Below are 18403 nucleotides of genomic sequence, written 5' to 3' on the forward strand. Positions count from 1 at the left end.
GGCGGCGTTTTTCGTTGGTGCCCGGAGTCTCCGGTGGTGCGTCATGTCTGCCACCAACCACCCCCCCCCAGACCAGCGTCGCCAGCAGCAGGTGCCGGGCCGGGGTCAGAACGTGTAGCCCAGTTCCAGCCAGAAGCTGCGGCCGGGCTCGTAGTAGGCGGTGCCGGCGACGCCGCTGGTCAGGTTGCTGCGGTTGAGCACGTTCTGCGCCTCCACCCGCACATACGCCTCCTGGTCGCGCAGCAGCGCACGGCGATACTCGACCGACGCATCCCAGGTCCAGGTGCCGGAGAACTGCTGCCGCGTCAGGTTGGGCACCGACACACCGTCGATGGTCTCGGGGCGTCCGGTGGCAATGCCCTGGTAGCCGGCGCGGTAGCTGAAACTGTTGTTCCAGGTCAGCCCGAGCGCGGGCAGCTCGGTGCGCGTGCCCAGCCGTGCGCTCCACGGACGCAGGTAGTCGGTGGCCGGCAGCTGGTGGCGGTACATCAGCTTGCCTTCGTAGCGCACCAGCTCATCCATCACCAGCGTGTCTTCGTAACTGTTGTAGTTGCGCTTGACGTCGGTATGGTCGGCGGCGAGCTGCCAGCTGTTGCGCGTGCCGAGAAACGCCCACGGTTCCCGCGAGGCGACGGTGAGGGTGGCGATGCCCGCATCGCTGCGGCCGTCGTTGGTGTATTCGAACGTGTTGCGGTTGTAGAGCGTGGCATCCAGCGGATCGCCGATCCGGCGGCGGAGCACGTCGCGCCGGCTGCGGCGGTCGACATATTTCGCGCTGATGCGCAGCCCGGCCACGCGCTGGTCCAGGCCCAGCGACCATTCGTCGGCATAGGGCGAATCGAGATCGCGCAGGCGGTTGGTGGCCACGTTCCAGGTCCCCGCCACATCCTCCCAGGCGGTGCTGGCGCTGCGCCGGGTCTTGCTCTCGCGCAGGCGCTCGCGCCCATCGCGCAGCAGGTAGGCGAAGAAGCTGCGGCCGTAATAGCGGTTCACGCCGGCGTTGATGCGGGTGTCCTCATCACCGAACACATCCCAGCTCACCGCCAGGCGCGGCGACAGGTTGGTCTGGTTGAACACGTTGTCGCGGTCCAGGCGCAGGCCCGGCCGCACGCTCCAGTTGCCGATGCGGATATCGTCCTGCAGCCAGGCCGCGTATTCCTCGCCACTCACCGAAAATTCGCCGGCGTGGAAGAGCTGCAGCATGCTCAGGTACTGCCCGTTGCCGCTGCCATCGAGCAGCGGCGACAGCGAGCAGCTCACGCTGTCCACGCGCCCGTCGCTGAGCGTGCAGCTGCGTGTGGCCACCGCGCTCTGGTACACATACTGGTCGTTGAGGCGTTTGTAGTTGGCGTCGCGGCGCTGCACGCTCAGCCCGCCCTGCAGGTCGTGCCGGGTGCGGCCCACGGCCACGGTGTCGTGCGCGACCGACAGGGCATAGGCGAGCTTTCGGTCATGCTGGTCCACGCTGCCCCAGCTGCCCTCGCTGCTCACTGCGGCCACGCCCCAGTCGAACGCCTGGGAAGGACGCCAATGGCGCATGGTGGTCTCCTCGCTGCGCCGCGACGACTCCAGGTCGCTGTAGCTCAGCCGCTGCGACAGTGTCCAGGCACCGTGCCGCCAGACCGCGCTCAGGTTGGCCGTGGGACCGCCGGACTTCAGGTCGAACCAGGAGTTTTTGGTGTTGGCGATGAAGTAGCGGTCGTCGGTGGGCGCGTAGCCCAGCCCCAGGCGCAGGTCCAGGGTGTCGCTGCTCCAGTCCAGGGCAACCGTGGCGGCGGTGTTCTCACGGGTCTGGGTGCGCTGGTTGACGTCGTTGCCGGAGGTGGACCGGCCGGCGGTGTAGGCCCGCAGCGGAATCTCCGAGCGGCTGCGCACCACCGTGCCGATGATGCCCAGCCCGTTCTGCATGCGGCCTTCCAGCCGGGCGCCGACGCGGTACTTGTCGTAGGCGGGCTGGTACACCAGCGTCGCCGATTCTTCGTAGGTGGTGTCCTGGGCCGGGTTGGTGATGATCTGGTCCCAGGCCGAGCGTGCCATCCGCATCCACACCTTGCCGGCGAACGCATCGCTGGCGCCGCGGGTGCGCGCATCGACCACGCCCCCGGTGAAACCACCGTAGGCCGCCGGTACGTTGGCGTCGTAGACCGTCAGTGATTCGAGCAGGTCCACATCGACCGCGATGCCCTGTGCGGCACTGGGAACATCGGAGTTGTGATTGGTGTTCTCGGTCGTGCCCACCGCAGTGGCCACCGGGTCAAGATCGTTGTTGAAGCTGGCGCCGTCGAGCAGGAACAGGTTCTGGTAGTACGGCGCACCGTTGATGGAGAAATCATCCGGGCGGATTTCGCCCATGTTGCGCGTGGTGCGCGAGCGGTCGCTGAACTGCACGGCGGGGTTGCTGCGCAGCGCGGTGGCGATGTCGCCGTTGCCTTTCACCTGGGCCTGCAGGGCGTTCTCGTCCAGGCGCGTGCCCTGGCCGTAGGGAAGCTGCGAGGGCAGGTAGGTCGAGGCGGCATTGGCCTCCACCCGCAACGCCGGCATGGGAGCGTTGCCCGAAGCGCGTTCCACGGTATAGCTGCCATCGGCCCGGCGCCGCGCACGCAGGCCGCTGCCGGCCAGCAGCTGATTGAAGCCGGCGTCCACCGACAGCCCCTCGGCCACGGCCGGTGCGCTGCGCCCGGCGGTGAGCGCGGGATCGAAGGACAGTGCCACGCCGTGCTGGCCGGCGAAGCTGGACAGCGCCCGCCCGAGCGGGACGGCGGCCGGCTGTGCCTGCGGCTCGGCAGGGGCGGCGGCCGCGAACAACGGGGTGGCGAGCAGGGCGAGGGTCAGCGCGCTGGCGGTGAGAAAACGCGGGGATCGGGTCATGGGGGATTCGGTCGGAATGCGGGGTTCGAGTCCTTGCCCCGCGAGCGCGCGAAAAGTGTCATCGGCCTGCAACGCCCCTCGATCAGCGCGGCTCGACCAGCGCCCACCAGCCGCCGGGCGCGCGTCGCACCTGCACGGGGTAGGTCGCCTCCAGCATGGCCAGGCTGCGTTCGGTGTCATCCAGCGGGTAGGCGCCGGACACCAGGAGTCTGGCGATCGCGGGATCGCAGCGCAGGCGTCCGCGGCGGTAGCGGTCCAGGCGCGCCAGCAGCGCGCCCAGCGGCATCGCATCGGCGACCAGCATGCCGGTCGTCCAGCTGGCAACCGTCTCGTCGAGCCGGTCGACGGCATGGCGGCCCTGCGCATCGAACCACGCCTGTTCACCGGCGGCCATCGCCCACGCCGCACCGGTGGCCGGCTGGATCACCAATGCACCGGCCAACAGGGCCACATCGGTGCGTCCGCCCTCCACGCGCACGTTGAAGCGCGTGCCCAGCGCGGTGATCCGGCCCTGCGGCGTCTGCACGGCGAGCGGGCGTGGCGGCACGTGGGTGTCTGCGGCGGTCTCCACCAGCACCTGTCCCTGATGGAGGTCGAGCGTGCGCTGGCGCGGATCGAAGTGCAGGGAGAGCCGGGTATCGGTATCCAGCGTGACCCGGCTGCCATCGGGCAGGCGCGTGTTGCGGCGGTCGCCGATGGCGGTGCGCAGCGTGGGGCTGTCCGCGGCAGGGTGCAGCAGCTGCCAGCCCAGCCACGCGCCCGGCGCCAGCGCGAGCCACGCACCGAGGTGTTTCATCGCGGTACGCCGCCGCGCGCTGTGCGGCCGCCCGAGCACGGGCAGCGCCGCTGCCGCCGGCACCTGCCCGAGCAGGGCCTGCAGGCGCTGCGCGCGCTGCCACGCACGGGCGTGCTCGGGATGCTGCGCGCACCATTGGTCGCAGGCGCGGCGCACGCCGGCACTGTCATCGTCATGCAGGCGCAGCAGCCACTCCGCCGCCTGGCCGAGGATCTCCGGGGCTATCGCCGTATCGGCCCCGGCGGGCTCAGACGGCATGCGCAAGGCAGCCGACCAGGGCACGCTTCATGTGCCGCTTCACTGTGCTCAGCGACAAGCCGGTGCGCACCGCGATCGCGTCGTAGCGCAGCCCCTCGAACTGCGCCAGCAGAAACACCTGGCGCACCGCGGCGGGCAATCCGTCGAGCATCGCATCGATCTGCTGCAGCGCCTCGCGCACCACTGCCTGGTCTTCCAGTGACGGCACCACCGCCTCGGGCAGCGCGGCCAGGTGCTCCAGCCATGCGCGCTCCAGTGACTGGCGGCGGAACCAGTTGGCGGCCAGGCCGCGCGCCACCGTGGTGAGGAACGCACGCGGCTCGCGCAGGGCGGCGAGGTCGCGATCCTGCAGCAGCCGCGCGAAGGTGTCCTGGGTCAGGTCGGCGGCCGTCTCGCGGCATCCCACGCGACCGCTCAGCCAGCCCTGCAGCCAGCAGCGGTGGTCCCGGTAGAGGACGCCAAGGAACTCGCGTTGTGCCTGCATGGGAGGGCGCCGGTGGCGTGGCCCGGACCGGGCCCGTGAACCAATGGGAATGAGAACGATTCGCAAGTATTGCAGTATGGCGGCTGTATTGCCAGCCCCGGATTGTCTTGAATCACTGCGCGACAACCGCATATCCAGTACATCTGCCAGCCACGCTGGCCATTTCACCAGAGAGGATCTCCCCATGCGGATGGACAAGCTCACCTCGCGTTTCCAGCAGGCGCTGGCTGACGCGCAGTCGCTGGCCGTGGGCCGCGACCACAACATCATCGAACCGGTGCACGTGTTCTCGGCGCTGCTCGACCAGCAGGGCGGCAGCACGCGCCCGCTGCTGTCGCAGGCCGGCGTCAACGTGCCGGTGCTGCGCGAACGCCTCAACGAGGCGATGGATGCGCTGCCCAAGGTGTCCGGGCAGGAGGGCAACCTGTCGATCGGAAACGATCTCAACCGCCTGCTCAACAACACCGACAAGCTGGCCCAGCAGCATGGCGATGCGTTCATTGCCAGCGAATGGTTCGTGCTGGCTGCCGTCGATGATGGCGGCACGCTGGGCATGGCGCTGCGCGCCGCCGGCGCCGACAAGACCCGCATCGACGCGGCCATCGACAAGATCCGTGGCGGCGAGAGCGTGCAGTCGGAGAACGCCGAGGACCAGCGCCAGGCGCTGGAGAAGTACACCATCGACCTGACCGCGCGTGCCGAGAGCGGCAAGCTGGACCCGGTGATCGGCCGCGATGAGGAAATCCGGCGCACCATCCAGGTCCTGCAGCGCCGCACCAAGAACAACCCGGTGCTGATCGGCGAACCCGGCGTGGGCAAGACCGCCATCGTCGAAGGCCTGGCCCAGCGCATCATCAACGACGAAGTGCCCGAGGGCCTGCGTGGCAAGCGCGTGCTCTCACTGGACATGGGCGCGCTGATCGCCGGCGCCAAGTTCCGCGGCGAGTTCGAGGAGCGCCTGAAGGGCGTGCTCAACGACCTGGCCAAGAGCGAAGGGCAGGTGATCCTGTTCATCGATGAGCTGCACACGATGGTCGGCGCCGGCAAGGCCGATGGCGCGATGGACGCCGGCAACATGCTCAAGCCGGCGCTGGCGCGCGGCGAACTGCATTGCGTGGGCGCGACCACCCTGGACGAGTACCGCAAGTACATCGAGAAGGACGCCGCGCTGGAGCGCCGCTTCCAGAAGGTGTTTGTCGGCGAGCCCAGTGTCGAGGACACCATCGCGATCCTGCGCGGGCTGAAGGAAAAGTACGCGGTGCACCACGGTGTGGAAATCACCGACCCGGCGATCGTGGCGGCCGCGACGCTGTCGCACCGCTATATCGCCGACCGCCAGCTGCCCGACAAGGCCATCGACCTGATGGACGAGGCCGCCTCGCGCATCCGCATGGAGATCGACTCCAAGCCGGAGGAACTGGATCGTCTGGAGCGCCGGCTGATCCAGCTGAAGATCCAGCGCGAGATGCTGAAGAAGGAGAAGGACGAGGCCTCGCGCCAGCGTCTGGCCGACCTTGAAAGCGACATCGATACGCTGGAGCGCGAGTTCTCCGATCTCAACGAGATCTGGAAGTCGGAGAAGGCCGCATTGCAGGGCGCGACGAAGATCAAGGAGCAGATCGAGCAGGCCAAGCTGGAGCTGGAATCGGCGCAGCGCCGCCAGGATTTCGGCCGCATGAGCGAGATCCAGTACGGGCAGCTGCCGCAGCTGGAGAAGCAGCTGGCGGCCGCGCAGGAAGCGGAGATCACCGAGTTCAAGCTGGTGCAGGACCGGGTCACCGCCGAGGAGATCGCCGAAGTGGTCTCGCGCTGGACCGGCATCCCGGTCAACCGCATGCTGGAAGGCGAGCGCGACAAGCTGCTGCGCATGGAAGACGTGCTGCACGAGCGCGTGGTCGGCCAGGAAGAGGCGATCAAAGTCGTCTCCGATGCGGTGCGCCGTTCGCGCGCGGGCCTGTCCGATCCGGACCGCCCCAGCGGCTCGTTCCTGTTCCTGGGCCCGACCGGCGTGGGCAAGACCGAGCTGTGCAAGGCGCTGGCCGAGTTCCTGTTCGACAGCAGCGACGCGATGATCCGCATCGACATGAGCGAGTTCATGGAGAAGCACAGCGTGGCACGCCTGATCGGTGCGCCGCCGGGCTATGTGGGCTACGAGGAGGGCGGCTACCTGACCGAGGCGGTGCGTCGCCGTCCGTACTCGCTGATCCTGCTCGATGAAGTGGAGAAAGCGCATACCGATGTGTTCAACATCCTGCTGCAGGTGCTCGACGATGGTCGCCTGACCGATGGCCAGGGCCGTACCGTGGACTTCCGCAACACCGTCATCGTGATGACCTCCAACCTGGGCTCGCACCAGATCCAGGACATGAGCGGCGACGACAGCCCGGAGGCGTACACGCAGATGAAGGCTGCGGTGATGGGCGTGGTGCAGGCGCACTTCCGTCCGGAGTTCATCAACCGCCTCGACGACATCGTGGTGTTCCACCCGCTGGACAAGGCGCAGATCAAGCAGATCGCCAAGATCCAGATGCTGGGCCTGGAGAAGCGCCTGGCCGAGCGCGGGCTGCGCATCGAGGTCAGCGACGCGGCGTTCCAGCTGCTGGGCAACGTCGGTTTCGATCCGGTGTATGGCGCGCGGCCGTTGAAGCGTGCGATCCAGGCGCAGCTGGAGAATCCGCTGGCACAGAAGATCCTGTCCGGCGAATTCCTGGGCGGCGACACGATCAGGGTCGACGCCGCCGAGGGCAAGCTGGCCTTCACCAAGGGCTGAGCCGGCACGGTCGGCGCACAGGCCCGGTGGCGTCTGCCACCGGGCTTTTTTTTTGCACGCCTGGTGTCGCCCGCATATCACGGCAACGCCTAAGTGCATGCGCGATCGGCATGAGCGCGTGCGCGTGGTGTCGCCGGCGCTCGGGTATCGTCCGGATTCAACCGGAGGAGGCGCGATGAGCGAACACGGCAGTCCCGACCCGCACTGGAAAGCGGAAACCATCGCCGTGCATGGCGGCTACCGTCCCGACCCGACCACCCGTGCGGTGGCGGTACCGATCTACCAGACCGTGGCGTACGCCTTCGACGACACCCAGCACGGGGCCGACCTGTTCGACCTCAAGGTGCCGGGCAACATCTACACCCGCATCATGAACCCGACCACCGACGTGCTGGAGCAGCGCATCGCCGCGCTGGAAGGCGGCGTGGGTGCGCTGGCGCTGGCATCGGGCCAGGCGGCCATCACCTATGCGATCCAGACCATTGCCGAGGCCGGCGACAACATCGTCTCGTCCAGCACGCTGTATGGCGGCACCTACAACCTGTTCGCACATACGCTGCCGCAGTACGGCATCCAGACCCGCTTCGCCGATCCGGACGATCCGGCCTCGTTCGGCGCGCTGATCGACGACCGCACCAAGGCGGTGTTCGTCGAGTCCATCGGCAACCCGCGCGGCAACATCACCGACATCGAGGCGATCGCGGCGGTGGCGCACGCGCACGGCGTGCCGCTGATTGTCGACAACACGGTGGCCACCCCCTACCTGCAGCGCTCGTTCGACTTCGGCGCGGACATTGTGGTGCATTCGCTGACCAAGTATCTCGGCGGCCACGGCACCAGCCTGGGCGGCGCCATCGTCGATTCGGGCCGGTTCCCGTGGGCCGAACACGCGCAGCGCTTCCGCCGCCTGAACGAGCCGGATGTGAGCTACCACGGTGTGGTCTATACCGAGGCGCTTGGCCCGGCCGCCTACATCGGTCGCGCCCGGGTGGTGCCGCTGCGCAACACCGGTGCGTCGATTTCGCCGTTCAACGCGTTCCTGATCCTGCAGGGCATCGAGACGCTGGCGCTGCGCATGGACCGCATCAACGCCAATACATTGGCCGTGGCGCAGTTCCTGCGCGACCACCCGAAGGTCGACTGGGTGAACTACGCCGCGCTGCCGGACCATCCCGATCACGCGCGGGTGCAGAAGTACCTGCGCGGCCACGGGTCGGGGGTGCTGACTTTCGGCCTGCCCGGCGGCCGTGAGGCCGGTGCACGATTCCTGGATGCCCTGCAGCTGTTCACCCGGCTGGTGAACCTGGGCGATGCCAAATCGCTGGCGACGCATCCGGCGTCGACCACGCACCGCCAGCTGGACGCGGCCGAACTGCGCCAGGCCGGGGTCAGCGAGGACACCGTGCGCCTGTCCATCGGCATCGAACACATCGACGACCTGCTGGCCGACCTGCGCCAGGCGTTGGCAACCGCGTAGAGGTGGGACCCACGGCGGCCGGTGCGGGCCGGCCGCCGTGGGGTTTTGCCGGCCGCGCCTGCGTGGCTGGTGTCGACCGCATGCGGGCGCTACGCTCTGGCGGTCCTTCCCCAACTGCGCAAGATCGGCCACGCGCCGGCGTGGGGGACGACGCATGCTGAGCGCCACCCCGACATGGAGCCCGCCATGAGCCGCATCGCCCAGGTACGCCAGCGCCACGGTATCGACCGCGTCATTGCCCATCTGCAGGCGTGCCTGCGCGCCGGGGAGCCACTGCCCGATCTGGACGCGCTGGCCGCGATCGCGCACCAGTCACCGTTCCATTTCCACCGCCTGTACCGCGCGCTGACCGGGGAAACGCCCGGGCGCACCGTGGCCCGGCTACGGTTGCTGCGTGCGCTGCAGCTGCTGGGCCAGGCCGAAAGCCGGGTGACCGCGGTCGCCTTGGCGGTCGGCTTTGAAAGCCCGCAGGCGCTGGCCCGGGCCTGTCGTCAGGCGCTGGACGCCACGCCGAGCGCGCTGCGCGATGACGCCGCGCTGCGCGGGCGCTGGCAGGAGGCGCTGCTGCTGCCGGCCGGCGATCACGCGGCGGAGGCCGTGCCGCTGCAGGTCGCGGTGACCACGCTGGAACCGTTCGATGTGGTGGTGCTGCGCACGCAGGGCGCGTTCGATGATCTGGACCAGGCCTTCGGCGAGATCTACGCCTGGGCGGCGGAGCAGGGGCTGGCCGCGCAGCTGCAGCAGCTGGTGGGGATCGCGCTCAACGACCATCGCGACGTCCCTGCCCACGCCTGCCTGTTCGACTGCGGCATGGGCTTCGGGCGCGCGCCGGATGCGCTGCCCGCGCCGCTGCGCGCGCTGACGCTGGGCGGCGGCGACCATGCCGTGCTGCGCCATGTGGGCAGCTATGCGGGGCTGGAGGCGGCCACCGACGCGCTGCTGCGCCAGTGGTTGCCCGGCAGTGGGCGCGCGTTGCGCGACGCGCCCCTGTACTACCACTACTTGGACGACCCGGAAGACGTGCCCGAGGCGATCCTGCGCGCGGACATCTGCGTGCCGCTGCGCTAGCCCTGCGGGCGTTACACCACCGGGATGCCGTGCTTGCCCAGGCTGCGGTACGGCGGGGTGGACATCACCATTTCGGCCAGCGAGTAGGCCAGCTCGCGTTCGGCCATCACAGTGCCGTCGGCGCCGTGGTCGAGCAGATGCTTGACCTCGGCATCGCTGTGCGCGCGGGCCAGCAGGGTCAGGTTCGGGTTGAGCGCCCGCAGTTTGGCCAGCGTTTCGCCCGCTTCCAGCGGCTGCGGAATGGCCAGCACCGCGATCTTGGCGCGCTCGGGATGGGCCTCGGCAAGCACCCGGTCCGAGGCCGCGCTGCCGCGGATGCCGGGCAACCCGGCGGCATGCGCCTCGGCCACGTGTTCCTTGTTGTCGTCGATGATCATCACCGGCACGCCACGATCGCGCAGCACCTGCGCCAGCGCGCTGCCAACCCGCCCGTAGCCGATCACGATGGCATGGTCGTGCAGGTCCAGCGACGGGCCCGGCGGCAGTTCGGTTTCCACGGCGGTCGGGGTCGCTTCCTGGTGTTTGACCAGCCAGCGGTCGAGCAGGCCGAACACCAGCGGGTTGAGCATGATCGAGATCAGCGCGCCGGCCAGCACCAGCGCCTGCCCGGTGGGCGGCAGGATCTTCAGGGCGACGCCGAGGCCGGCGATGATGAAGGCGAACTCGCCGATCTGGGCCAGGCTGGCCGAGATGGTCAACGCGGTGCCGGTGGGGTGGCCGAACGCGCGCACGATCACGAAGGCTGCCGCGGACTTGCCGAACATGATGATCGCCGCGGTGGCCAGCACCTGCCACGGATGCTCGATCAGGATGGCCGGGTTGAACAGCATGCCGACCGAGACGAAGAACAGCACCGCGAAGGCGTCGCGCAGCGGCAGGGAGTCGTTGGCGGCCTTGTGGCTGAGTTCGGATTCATTGAGCAGCATGCCGGCGAAGAACGCGCCGAGCGCGAACGAAACGCCGAACAGCATCGCCGAGCCGAACGCCACGCCCAGCGCGATGGCCAGCACCGACAGCGTGAACAGCTCGCGCGAGCCGGTGCCGGCGATGCGTTCGAGAATCCACGGAATCACCCGGCGCCCGACCACCAGCATCACCGCCACGAACAGACCCAGCTGCACGAACGTCCAGCCGATGCTGGCCAGCACGCTGCCGAGCGTGTGGGTTTCGTTGGCGGCATCCGGCCCGAACACGCCGGCCATCACCGGCATCATCACCAGTGCCAGCACGCACGCGAGGTCTTCCACGATCAGCCAGCCCACCGCGATTTTGCCGCGCTGGGTTTCCAGCAGGCGGCGTTCTTCCATCGCACGCAGCAGCACCACCGTACTGGCGGTGGCCAGCGAGAAGCCGAACACCACGCCGTGGATCACCGGCCAGCCCATCAACGACGCCAGCCCCCAGCCCAGCAGCGTGGCCACCAGGATCTGGCCGATGGCGCCGGGAATGGCGATCGCCTTGACCGCCATCAGGTCTTTGAGCGAGAAGTGCAGGCCCACGCCGAACATCAGCAGCATCACGCCGATCTCGGCGAGCTGGTTGGCCAGCGCCTGGTCGGCGACGAAGCCGGGGGTGAACGGTCCTACGCAGATGCCAGCAACCAGGTAACCGACCAGCGGAGACAAACGCAGCTTGTTGGCCAGCGCGCCGAAGATGAAGGCGAGCCCGAGGCCAACGGCGACGATGTTGATCAGGTCGGTGTCATGGTGCATCGGGGCTCGCAGAAAGGGGGGATGTCCCGATTTTCACCGATGCGGCCAGATCCGGCAAATACTGACGCATGCGGCGCGTGCCTGTCCCCGTGGTCAGGGCGTGTGCTGTCCGGGACAACGGCCGGTGACGGCGATGAATGCGCGGAATGGGGGTGTCGGGGGTCCACAACGACGCTGCCCCGGCGGACCGGGGCAGCGGCAGTCATTGCAGTGGTGCCGGCCAGTGGCCGGCAATGCCGGGGATCACCACTTGTACGTTACGCGGCCGTAGACGTAGGCGCCGTTGAAGCCGTACGGCGAGTAGTTGCTGTACGGCAGCATGCCCCAGGTGGAGTTCTGCAGGTCCACGGTGCGGTCCGGGTACTCGTCCAGCAGGTTGTCCGCGCCCAGCGTCAGCGCCCAGTTCGCGCTGGGCTTGTAGCTCACCGACGCATCGAGCACCCACGATGCGCCGTAGGTCTGGTCGCGCAGCGCGGTGGCCGAGTTGCGCACGGTGAAGCTGCCATAGCGGGTGGCGGCCAGGTTGAGGTCCCAGTGGTCCGAACGCCAGGTGCCGCTGAGGATGGCCTTGTCGCGCGGATAGCTGTCTTCGATGCGGCCGATCTCATCGCGCCCGATCAGCGACTGGGTCAGGCCCAGGCTCTGGAACACGGCCGGCGAAGCGATGAACTTCTTCACCTCTGTTTCGTTGTAGCTGTAGGCGGCGGTCAGCTCCAGCGAACTGGCGGCGAAGGGAATGGTGTAGCTGGACACCGCGTCCACGCCGCGGGTGCGGGTGTCCACGCCGTTGGTGAAGTACGAGAACGCGGTGACCTGCGGCAGCCCCAGCCCACCGAGCAGCGCGTTGGTGGCGGCGTTGGTGGTGATGTTGGTGGACAGCACGATGCGGTCGTCGATGTCGATCTGGTACGCATCCACGGTCAGGTACAGGCGGTCCACCGGCTGCAGTACCAGACCCAGGCTGTAGGAGGTGGAGCTCTCAGCCTTCAGCGGGCTGGCACCCAGCGCCTGCGCGGCGGCGCTGGTGGTGGGGAACGTGCCGCGTTCGACGAACACACCGTTGACGATCGTGCTGGTCACCGCCTGGTAGCTCTGCTGGGCCAGCGACGGCGCGCGGAAGCCGCTGGAGGCGGTGGCGCGCAGGGCGACCTTGTCGGTGAAGGCATAGCGCGCGGACAGCTTGCCGGAGAACTTGTCGCCGAAGTCCGAGTAGTCCTCATAGCGGCCGGTCACGCCGGCGGAGAACTTGTCGGTGAAGTCCGCTTCCAGGCCCGCGTACACCGCGTAGTTGTTGCGGTCGGCGTCCACGGCATTGATCGGGGTGAAACCGCCGAAGCCCTGCGCGCCGCTGCCGGTGTAGGAGTTGAGTTCGCCCGGCGACTGCTCCCACGTCTCGCGGCGGTACTCGCCACCGAAGGACAGCGTCACCGGATACGCCAGGCCCCAGTCCAGGGTCTTGGTCACATCGGCGTTGACGATGTCCTGGGTGTACTCCAGCGCGCCGTCGTAGAACGAGCGCGGGCTGTTCACGCCGAGGCTGTAGTTGATGCTGTTGCGGGTGTGGAAGTCGATCTTGTTGTAGCCGTGGTTGTAGCTGACGTCCCAGTTCCAGCCGCTGTCGGTGCCGCCCTTGACGCCGGCCACGATCGAGCGGTCCTTGGAGTACTGGTTGATCTGCGGCACGAAGCCGTCCGGGTACACCTGGGCCAGCAGCGGGCCCTGGTTGCTGTTGTTGCGCGAGCGGTAGAACGCGAACGAGGTGATGTCGCGGTTGCTGGCCATCGCCGTGGCGTAGGCCGAGACGTGGTCGGTGAACTGGAAGCTGGCATTGGCCGAGGCGGCGGTGGCATCCACCTGCGGGTCGCCGACCACGAAGGTGGTCTGGCCGATGTCGGGGAAGTTGCCGGTGTTCGGCGTGGTGCCCTGGTAGGGGCCGGCACGGTTGCTCTCGTCCTGCTGGGTGATCTGCCCGGCCACGTGCACGCTGCCGCGGCCGTCGGCGAAGCCCACGCCGGTATCGCCGGAGAGCTGGTACTTGTTGCCGTCGCCGGCCGAGTACTGGCCGGCATCCAGGGCCAGGCTGCCGCCGGCAGAGGATCCCTTGAGCACGATGTTGATCACCCCGGCGATCGCATCCGAGCCGTACTGGGCCGAGGCGCCGTCGCGCAGCACTTCGACCCGCTCGATCGCGGCGATCGGAATGGCGTTGATGTCCACCGCCGAGGAGCCACGGCCGATGCTGCCGTTGACGTTGATCTGCGCCGAGGTGTGGCGGCGCTTGCCGTTGACCAGCACCAGCACCTGGTCGGGCGACAGGCCGCGCAGCTGCGCCGGGCGGATGCCGCTGGTGCCGTCGGTCAGCGCCGGGCGCGGGAAGTTCAGCGAGGGCAGGGCGCGCGACAGCGCGGTGGCCAGCTCGGTGGTGCCGGTGGACTGCAGCGCCTCGGGGGTGATGATGTCGATCGGGGACTGCGATTCGGCCACGGTGCGGTCGGCGACCCGGGTACCGGTGACGATGATGGTGTCCAGGGTGTTCGCGGCGGTGGGCGGGCCCTGCTGGGCGGAGGCGGCGAAACTGGAGACACCGAGCGCGACAGCTACGGCGGCGGCGAGCGTACTGGTCTTGCGGTTCATCAGGATGTGGCTCCGGTAGGGACGGTGCGGCACCGTGGCGACATCACGACTGCGGGGAGCGGGTCTGCGAAGGCGGTTGTTGCGGTGCGCAACAAAGGAATTAACGGGATATTCATCGCCTGTCAATTCCCGGACACATTCACGAAAAACGTTGCAGCAGCAACCATTTACGTGAGGTCAGGGTTTCGACGGAAGGGTCCCAAGGACGCGCGGGCAGGGTCGTGGGAGAGAGAGACGAGCCCTGCCGCGCATCCCGGGGCGCGTCAAGTATTCGTTAACGCTAGAATTACGTCGCAGGAAAGGTGCTCACGAGCACATTCCATTCCGTTATATGGACCCCCAAGATGATTTCCCTTCGTAACTTCGCCTTGCGCCGTGGCGAGCGGCTGCTGTTGTCCAACGTCGACCTGACCCTGCACGCGGGGTACCGCGTTGGCGTGGTCGGCCGCAATGGCGCCGGCAAGTCCAGCCTGTTTGCCGCCGTGAAGGGCGAGCTGGAAGCCGACAAGGGCGACGTCGACCTGCCCGGCAAGGTCCGCATCGCATCGGTGGCCCAGGAAACCCCCTCGCTGCCCGATCCGGCGCTCCAGTTCGTGCTCGAAGGCGACACCGAGGTGGCCGCGGTGCTGCGTGCCGAAGCCGACGCCGCTGCGCGGGAAGACTGGGAGGCGGTGGCTACCGCGCACCAGAGGATGGCCGAAATCGGCGCCTACGACGCCGAAGCGCGCGCCGGCAAGCTGCTGCATGGCCTGGGCTTCCCGGCCGAGACGCATTCCCGGGCGGTGTCCTCGTTCTCCGGTGGCTGGCGCGTGCGCCTGAACCTGGCCCGCGCGCTGATGATGCCCAGCGACCTGCTGCTGCTCGACGAACCGACCAACCACCTCGACCTCGACGCGGTGTTCTGGCTGGAACAGTGGCTGCTCAAGTACCCGGGCACGCTGCTGCTGATCTCGCACGACCGCGAGTTCCTCGACAACGTCGCCACCCACACCCTGCACCTGCACGGCGGTGGCGCCAAGCTGTACCCGGGTGGCTACACCGATTTCGAGCGCCAGCGCGCCGAACAGCTGCGCCAGCAGCAGATCGCGCACGAGAAGGAGCAGGCCGAGCGCGCCCACCTGCAGAGCTTCATCGACCGCTTCAAGGCGCAGGCCAGCAAGGCCGCGCAGGCGCAGAGCCGCATGAAGCGCCTGGCCAAGCTGGCCGGCACCGAGGCGGTGCGCGCCGAGCGTGAGTTCCGCATCGAGTTCGCGCCGCCGGCCAAGCTGCCGTTCTCGCTGATCCGCCTGAACCATGTCGACGCCGGCTATGGCCCGGACGCGGTGATCCTGCACGAGGTCGGTTTCGGCCTGGAAGCGGGCCAGCGCATCGGTCTGCTCGGCCCCAACGGCGCCGGCAAGACCACGCTGGTCAAGACCCTGGTCGGCGAGCTCGCCCCGCTGACCGGCGAGCGCGCGGCCCATCCGGACCTGCGCATCGGCTACTTCGCCCAGCACACGGTGGAATCGCTGCACGAAGGCCAGTCGCCGATGGAGCATTTCCGCGATCTGGCCCCGGATGCGCCCAACCAGGCCTTCCGCGACTTCCTCGGCAAGTGGAACTTCGCCGGCGACCGTGCCTTTGAACCGGTGGATGGGTTCTCCGGTGGCGAGCGCGCGCGCCTGGCGCTGGCGTTGATCGCCTGGCAGCAGCCGAACGTGCTGCTGCTCGACGAACCGACCAACCACCTTGACCTGGAAATGCGCGAAGCGCTGGCCGAAGCACTGGCCGACTTCGAGGGCGCCATCGTGATGGTCTCGCACGACCGTCACCTGATCGGTCTGGTCTGCGATACCTTCTGGCGCGTGGCCGATGGCGTGGTGGAACCGTTCGATGGCGATCTGGACGCCTACGCGGCGTGGCTGCGGTCGCGCCCGGCCGCCCAGGGCACCAAGCAGAAGATGGCCGCCGCCGCACCGGAGCCGGTGCCGCCGACGCCGCCGCTGCCGCCGCGCAAGCCGGTCAATCCGCACAAGCTGGCCGCCGCCGAAGCCAAAGTGGGCGAACTGGAGGGCACGCTGGCCGAGCTGGACCGCCAGCTGGCCGATCCGTCCAACTACGCCGATGCGACCCGCATGGCCGTGCTCGGCCGCGACCGTGAAGCCACGGCGGCCCTGCTGGCCAAGGCCGAGCAGAGCTGGATGGAGCTGCTGGAAGGTTGATCGCCGGGAGCGAGGTGCCGACCCTCGGTCGGCACCCGCCTGGCTGTCAGCCCGCCACCTCCCCCTGTGCCTGCAGCCACTGGCGGAACAGCCGCGCGGCCTCGCTCTCGGGGCGTGAACGCAGCCGCGTCAGCCAGTAGCGCCCCAGGTCCAGCACCGGCGCGAACGGCTGGATCAGCCGCCCCTGCGCCAGGTCCTGCTCGAACATCTTCAGCGGCAGCAGGGCCACGCCACTGCCGGCCGCCGCCGCGCTTGCCAGGGTCAGCGAGGAATCGAACACCGGTCCACGCGCTTCCAGCTCCGCCACCCCGGCTGCCTGCAGCCAGCGCGGCCATTCGTCGCTGCGGTAGGACCGCAGCAACGCCACGTTGGCCAGGTCGCGCGGCTGGTGCAGCAGACGGGCCAGGGCCGGCGCGCACAGCGGCGCGAACGGCGCATCGAGCACCGCATCGCTGATCTGCCCCTGCCAGTCGCCCTCGCCGAAGCGGATCGCCAGATCCAGCCCTTCGCCGGCCAGGTCGATGCGGTTGTTGTGGGTCTGCAGGCGCAGGTCGATCTGCGGGTGCCGGGCATGGAAGTCCGCCAGGCGCGGCAGCAGCCAGCCGGTGGCGAACGTGCCGACCACGCCCACGCTGAGCACCTCGCGGAAGTGCCCGCCCACGAAACGGTCCAGGCTGACCGCGATGCGATCGAAGGCCTCGTTGAGCACCGGGTACAGCCGCGCGCCTTCATCGGTGAGTGCCACACCGCGCGGCAGCCGATGGAACAGCGACACCCCGAGCCGATTCTCCAGTGCGCGGATCTGGTGGCTCAGCGCGGCCTGGCTGACACACAGTTCGAGCGCCGCGCGGGTGAAGTTCTGGTGGCGGGCGGCGGCCTCGAAGGCGCGCAGCGCGTTGAGCGGCAACTGGGGGCGAAGCATGGGGCGAGCCGTGAGGAAGATCGATGGATCATCGCACTGATACCCCCGGTAGTACCGGCCGCTGGCCGGCAACCCATGAAATCCGCCCCCGTCCCCCGCTGAGCCATAAGAACAGCGAATGGCTCCCGCTGAAAATGCTCGCTGGTGCCGCGTCGCCACGGCTTCAATACTCTCCGCCTCACCCAGGAGAACCCGCATGCTCGCTCGACGACAGTTCCTGCGCTGGACCGGGGCGGCCGCCGCCTCCGCGCTGGCCGCCACCGCCCTGGCAAAAACGCCGCCGCGTACCGCGGCCCCGGCCCCGACACTGGCGGCCGCGCGGGACTTCGCCGCGCTGGAAGCGGCCAGTGGCGGCCGGCTCGGGGTCACTCTGCTGGACACCGCGTCCGGCCAGCGCATCGGGCACCGCCAGGATGAGCGCTTCCCGATGTGCAGCACCTTCAAGTTCGTCCTCTGCGCGGCGGTCCTGCGCCAGGCCGATGCCGGCCGGCTCGACCTGGATCGGCGCGTGCCGATGCGCGCGGAGGATCTGATCAACCACGCGCCGGTCACCGGCCGGCACATCGGCAAGGACCTGACCGTGCGCGATCTGTGCCGGGCCACGATGATCACCAGCGACAATCCGGCCGCGAACCTGCTGCTGGGCGTGGTGGGCGGCCCGCCTGCGGTCACGCGCTTCCTGCGCGATCACGGCGACGCGGTGACCCGCAACGACCGCTTCGAGCCGGAGATGAACCGGTTCGCGCCGGGCGACCCGCGCGATACCACCAGCCCGGCGGCGATGGCCGCCAGCCTGCAGCGCTTCCTGCTCGGTGACGTACTCAAGCCCGCCTCGAAACAGCAGCTGGCCGACTGGCTGATCGACAACGAAACCGGCGACGAGCGTCTGCGCGCGGGGCTGTCCAAGGCGTGGCGGGTGGGCGACAAGACCGGCAGCAACGGCAAGGACACCACCAACGACATCGCGATGCTGTGGCCGCTGGCCGGTGGCACCCCGTGGGTGCTCACCAGCTATCTGCAGGGCGCCACGGTCGACGACGCCGGGCGCAACGACGTGCTGCGCCAAGTCGCCGTGCTGGCCGAAGGCATCCTGCAGCAGGCCAGGTAGGCACCGACCGTTGGTCGGTGCACGCTGAGGGTAGTGGGGGGGGGGGGGGGGGGGGCGAAGTAAACGAACCACCACGCACATACAACCACACCACGCAGAGAAAAC

The 18403-nt window shown here is 68.8% G+C and carries 11 protein-coding genes; 5 read left to right on the forward strand and 6 right to left on the reverse strand.

Annotation, left to right across the window (positions count from 1 at the left end; all coding sequences use genetic code 11):
* Positions 1–105: 105 nt before the first annotated feature.
* The 3 genes from ACO6VK_RS00870 to ACO6VK_RS00880 form a co-directional block, all read right to left on the reverse strand.
* Positions 106–2868, reverse strand: coding sequence for a secretin and TonB N-terminal domain-containing protein (locus ACO6VK_RS00870; RefSeq protein WP_422505016.1), 2763 nt, complete (start codon positions 2866–2868; stop codon positions 106–108).
* Positions 2869–2950: 82 nt separating this feature from the next.
* Positions 2951–3922: a FecR domain-containing protein gene (locus ACO6VK_RS00875; protein WP_422505017.1), complete on the reverse strand. Its 972-nt coding sequence runs from the start codon at positions 3920–3922 to the stop codon at positions 2951–2953.
* Positions 3912–4406 carry a sigma-70 family RNA polymerase sigma factor gene (locus ACO6VK_RS00880; RefSeq protein ID WP_422505018.1) on the reverse strand — a complete coding sequence of 165 codons (495 nt, stop codon included), beginning with the start codon at positions 4404–4406 and terminating at the stop codon, positions 3912–3914. Before ACO6VK_RS00880 ends, ACO6VK_RS00875 begins: the two co-directional genes overlap by 11 nt.
* A 184-nt stretch (positions 4407–4590) precedes the next feature.
* Between ACO6VK_RS00880 and clpB the strand changes: the two genes are divergently transcribed.
* The 3 genes from clpB (at position 4591) to ACO6VK_RS00895 (ending at position 9721) form a co-directional block, all read left to right on the forward strand.
* Positions 4591–7176, forward strand: coding sequence for an ATP-dependent chaperone ClpB (clpB, locus tag ACO6VK_RS00885; RefSeq protein WP_422505019.1), 2586 nt, complete (start codon positions 4591–4593; stop codon positions 7174–7176).
* Between the two features lie 175 nt (positions 7177–7351).
* On the forward strand, positions 7352–8653 hold the full coding sequence (locus ACO6VK_RS00890; protein WP_422505020.1) for an O-acetylhomoserine aminocarboxypropyltransferase/cysteine synthase family protein: 1302 nt from the start codon (positions 7352–7354) through the stop codon (positions 8651–8653).
* Between the two features lie 186 nt (positions 8654–8839).
* Positions 8840–9721 (forward strand): AraC family transcriptional regulator, encoded by an 882-nt coding sequence (locus ACO6VK_RS00895; RefSeq protein ID WP_422505021.1) that lies wholly within the window; start codon positions 8840–8842, stop codon positions 9719–9721.
* An 11-nt stretch (positions 9722–9732) separates the two neighbouring features.
* Here ACO6VK_RS00895 and ybaL read toward each other — a convergent pair whose 3' ends face one another.
* Both ybaL and ACO6VK_RS00905 read right to left on the reverse strand, forming a co-directional pair.
* Positions 9733–11433: a YbaL family putative K(+) efflux transporter gene (ybaL, locus tag ACO6VK_RS00900; protein ID WP_422505022.1), complete on the reverse strand. Its 1701-nt coding sequence runs from the start codon at positions 11431–11433 to the stop codon at positions 9733–9735.
* Between the two features lie 243 nt (positions 11434–11676).
* Positions 11677–14067 carry a TonB-dependent receptor plug domain-containing protein gene (locus tag ACO6VK_RS00905; RefSeq protein WP_422505023.1) on the reverse strand — a complete coding sequence of 797 codons (2391 nt, stop codon included), beginning with the start codon at positions 14065–14067 and terminating at the stop codon, positions 11677–11679.
* A 344-nt stretch (positions 14068–14411) separates the two neighbouring features.
* On the opposite strand from ACO6VK_RS00905, the gene ACO6VK_RS00910 reads away from it, so the two are divergent.
* Positions 14412–16268 carry an ABC-F family ATP-binding cassette domain-containing protein gene (locus tag ACO6VK_RS00910; protein WP_422505024.1) on the forward strand — a complete coding sequence of 619 codons (1857 nt, stop codon included), beginning with the start codon at positions 14412–14414 and terminating at the stop codon, positions 16266–16268.
* Positions 16269–16314: 46 nt separating this feature from the next.
* Here ACO6VK_RS00910 and ACO6VK_RS00915 read toward each other — a convergent pair whose 3' ends face one another.
* Positions 16315–17190 carry a LysR family transcriptional regulator gene (locus ACO6VK_RS00915; RefSeq protein WP_422505025.1) on the reverse strand — a complete coding sequence of 292 codons (876 nt, stop codon included), beginning with the start codon at positions 17188–17190 and terminating at the stop codon, positions 16315–16317.
* A gap of 196 nt (positions 17191–17386) precedes the next feature.
* On the opposite strand from ACO6VK_RS00915, the gene blaL2 reads away from it, so the two are divergent.
* A complete protein-coding gene (gene blaL2, locus ACO6VK_RS00920; protein ID WP_422505026.1) occupies positions 17387–18298 on the forward strand; it encodes a L2 family extended-spectrum class A beta-lactamase in 912 nt (303 codons plus the stop codon).
* Positions 18299–18403: the final 105 nt, after the last annotated feature.

Origin of the sequence: Stenotrophomonas sp. GZD-301, assembly GCF_049310345.1 — a bacterium.
Taxonomy (GTDB): domain Bacteria; phylum Pseudomonadota; class Gammaproteobacteria; order Xanthomonadales; family Xanthomonadaceae; genus Stenotrophomonas.

Bases quoted from the DNA above. Each gene is read 5' to 3' on its own strand.
- ACO6VK_RS00915 (WP_422505025.1), bottom strand. From the start codon at position 17,190: ATGCTTCGCCCCCAGTTGCCGCTCAACGCGCTGCGCGCCTTCGAGGCC.
- ACO6VK_RS00895 (WP_422505021.1), top strand. From the start codon at position 8,840: ATGAGCCGCATCGCCCAGGTACGCCAGCGCCACGGTATCGACCGCGTC.
- ACO6VK_RS00905 (WP_422505023.1), bottom strand. From the start codon at position 14,067: ATGAACCGCAAGACCAGTACGCTCGCCGCCGCCGTAGCTGTCGCGCTC.
- ACO6VK_RS00910 (WP_422505024.1), top strand. From the start codon at position 14,412: ATGATTTCCCTTCGTAACTTCGCCTTGCGCCGTGGCGAGCGGCTGCTG.
- ACO6VK_RS00875 (WP_422505017.1), bottom strand. From the start codon at position 3,922: ATGCCGTCTGAGCCCGCCGGGGCCGATACGGCGATAGCCCCGGAGATC.
- ACO6VK_RS00870 (WP_422505016.1), bottom strand. From the start codon at position 2,868: ATGACCCGATCCCCGCGTTTTCTCACCGCCAGCGCGCTGACCCTCGCC.
- ACO6VK_RS00880 (WP_422505018.1), bottom strand. From the start codon at position 4,406: ATGCAGGCACAACGCGAGTTCCTTGGCGTCCTCTACCGGGACCACCGC.
- blaL2 (WP_422505026.1), top strand. From the start codon at position 17,387: ATGCTCGCTCGACGACAGTTCCTGCGCTGGACCGGGGCGGCCGCCGCC.
- ybaL (WP_422505022.1), bottom strand. From the start codon at position 11,433: ATGCACCATGACACCGACCTGATCAACATCGTCGCCGTTGGCCTCGGG.
- ACO6VK_RS00890 (WP_422505020.1), top strand. From the start codon at position 7,352: ATGAGCGAACACGGCAGTCCCGACCCGCACTGGAAAGCGGAAACCATC.
- clpB (WP_422505019.1), top strand. From the start codon at position 4,591: ATGCGGATGGACAAGCTCACCTCGCGTTTCCAGCAGGCGCTGGCTGAC.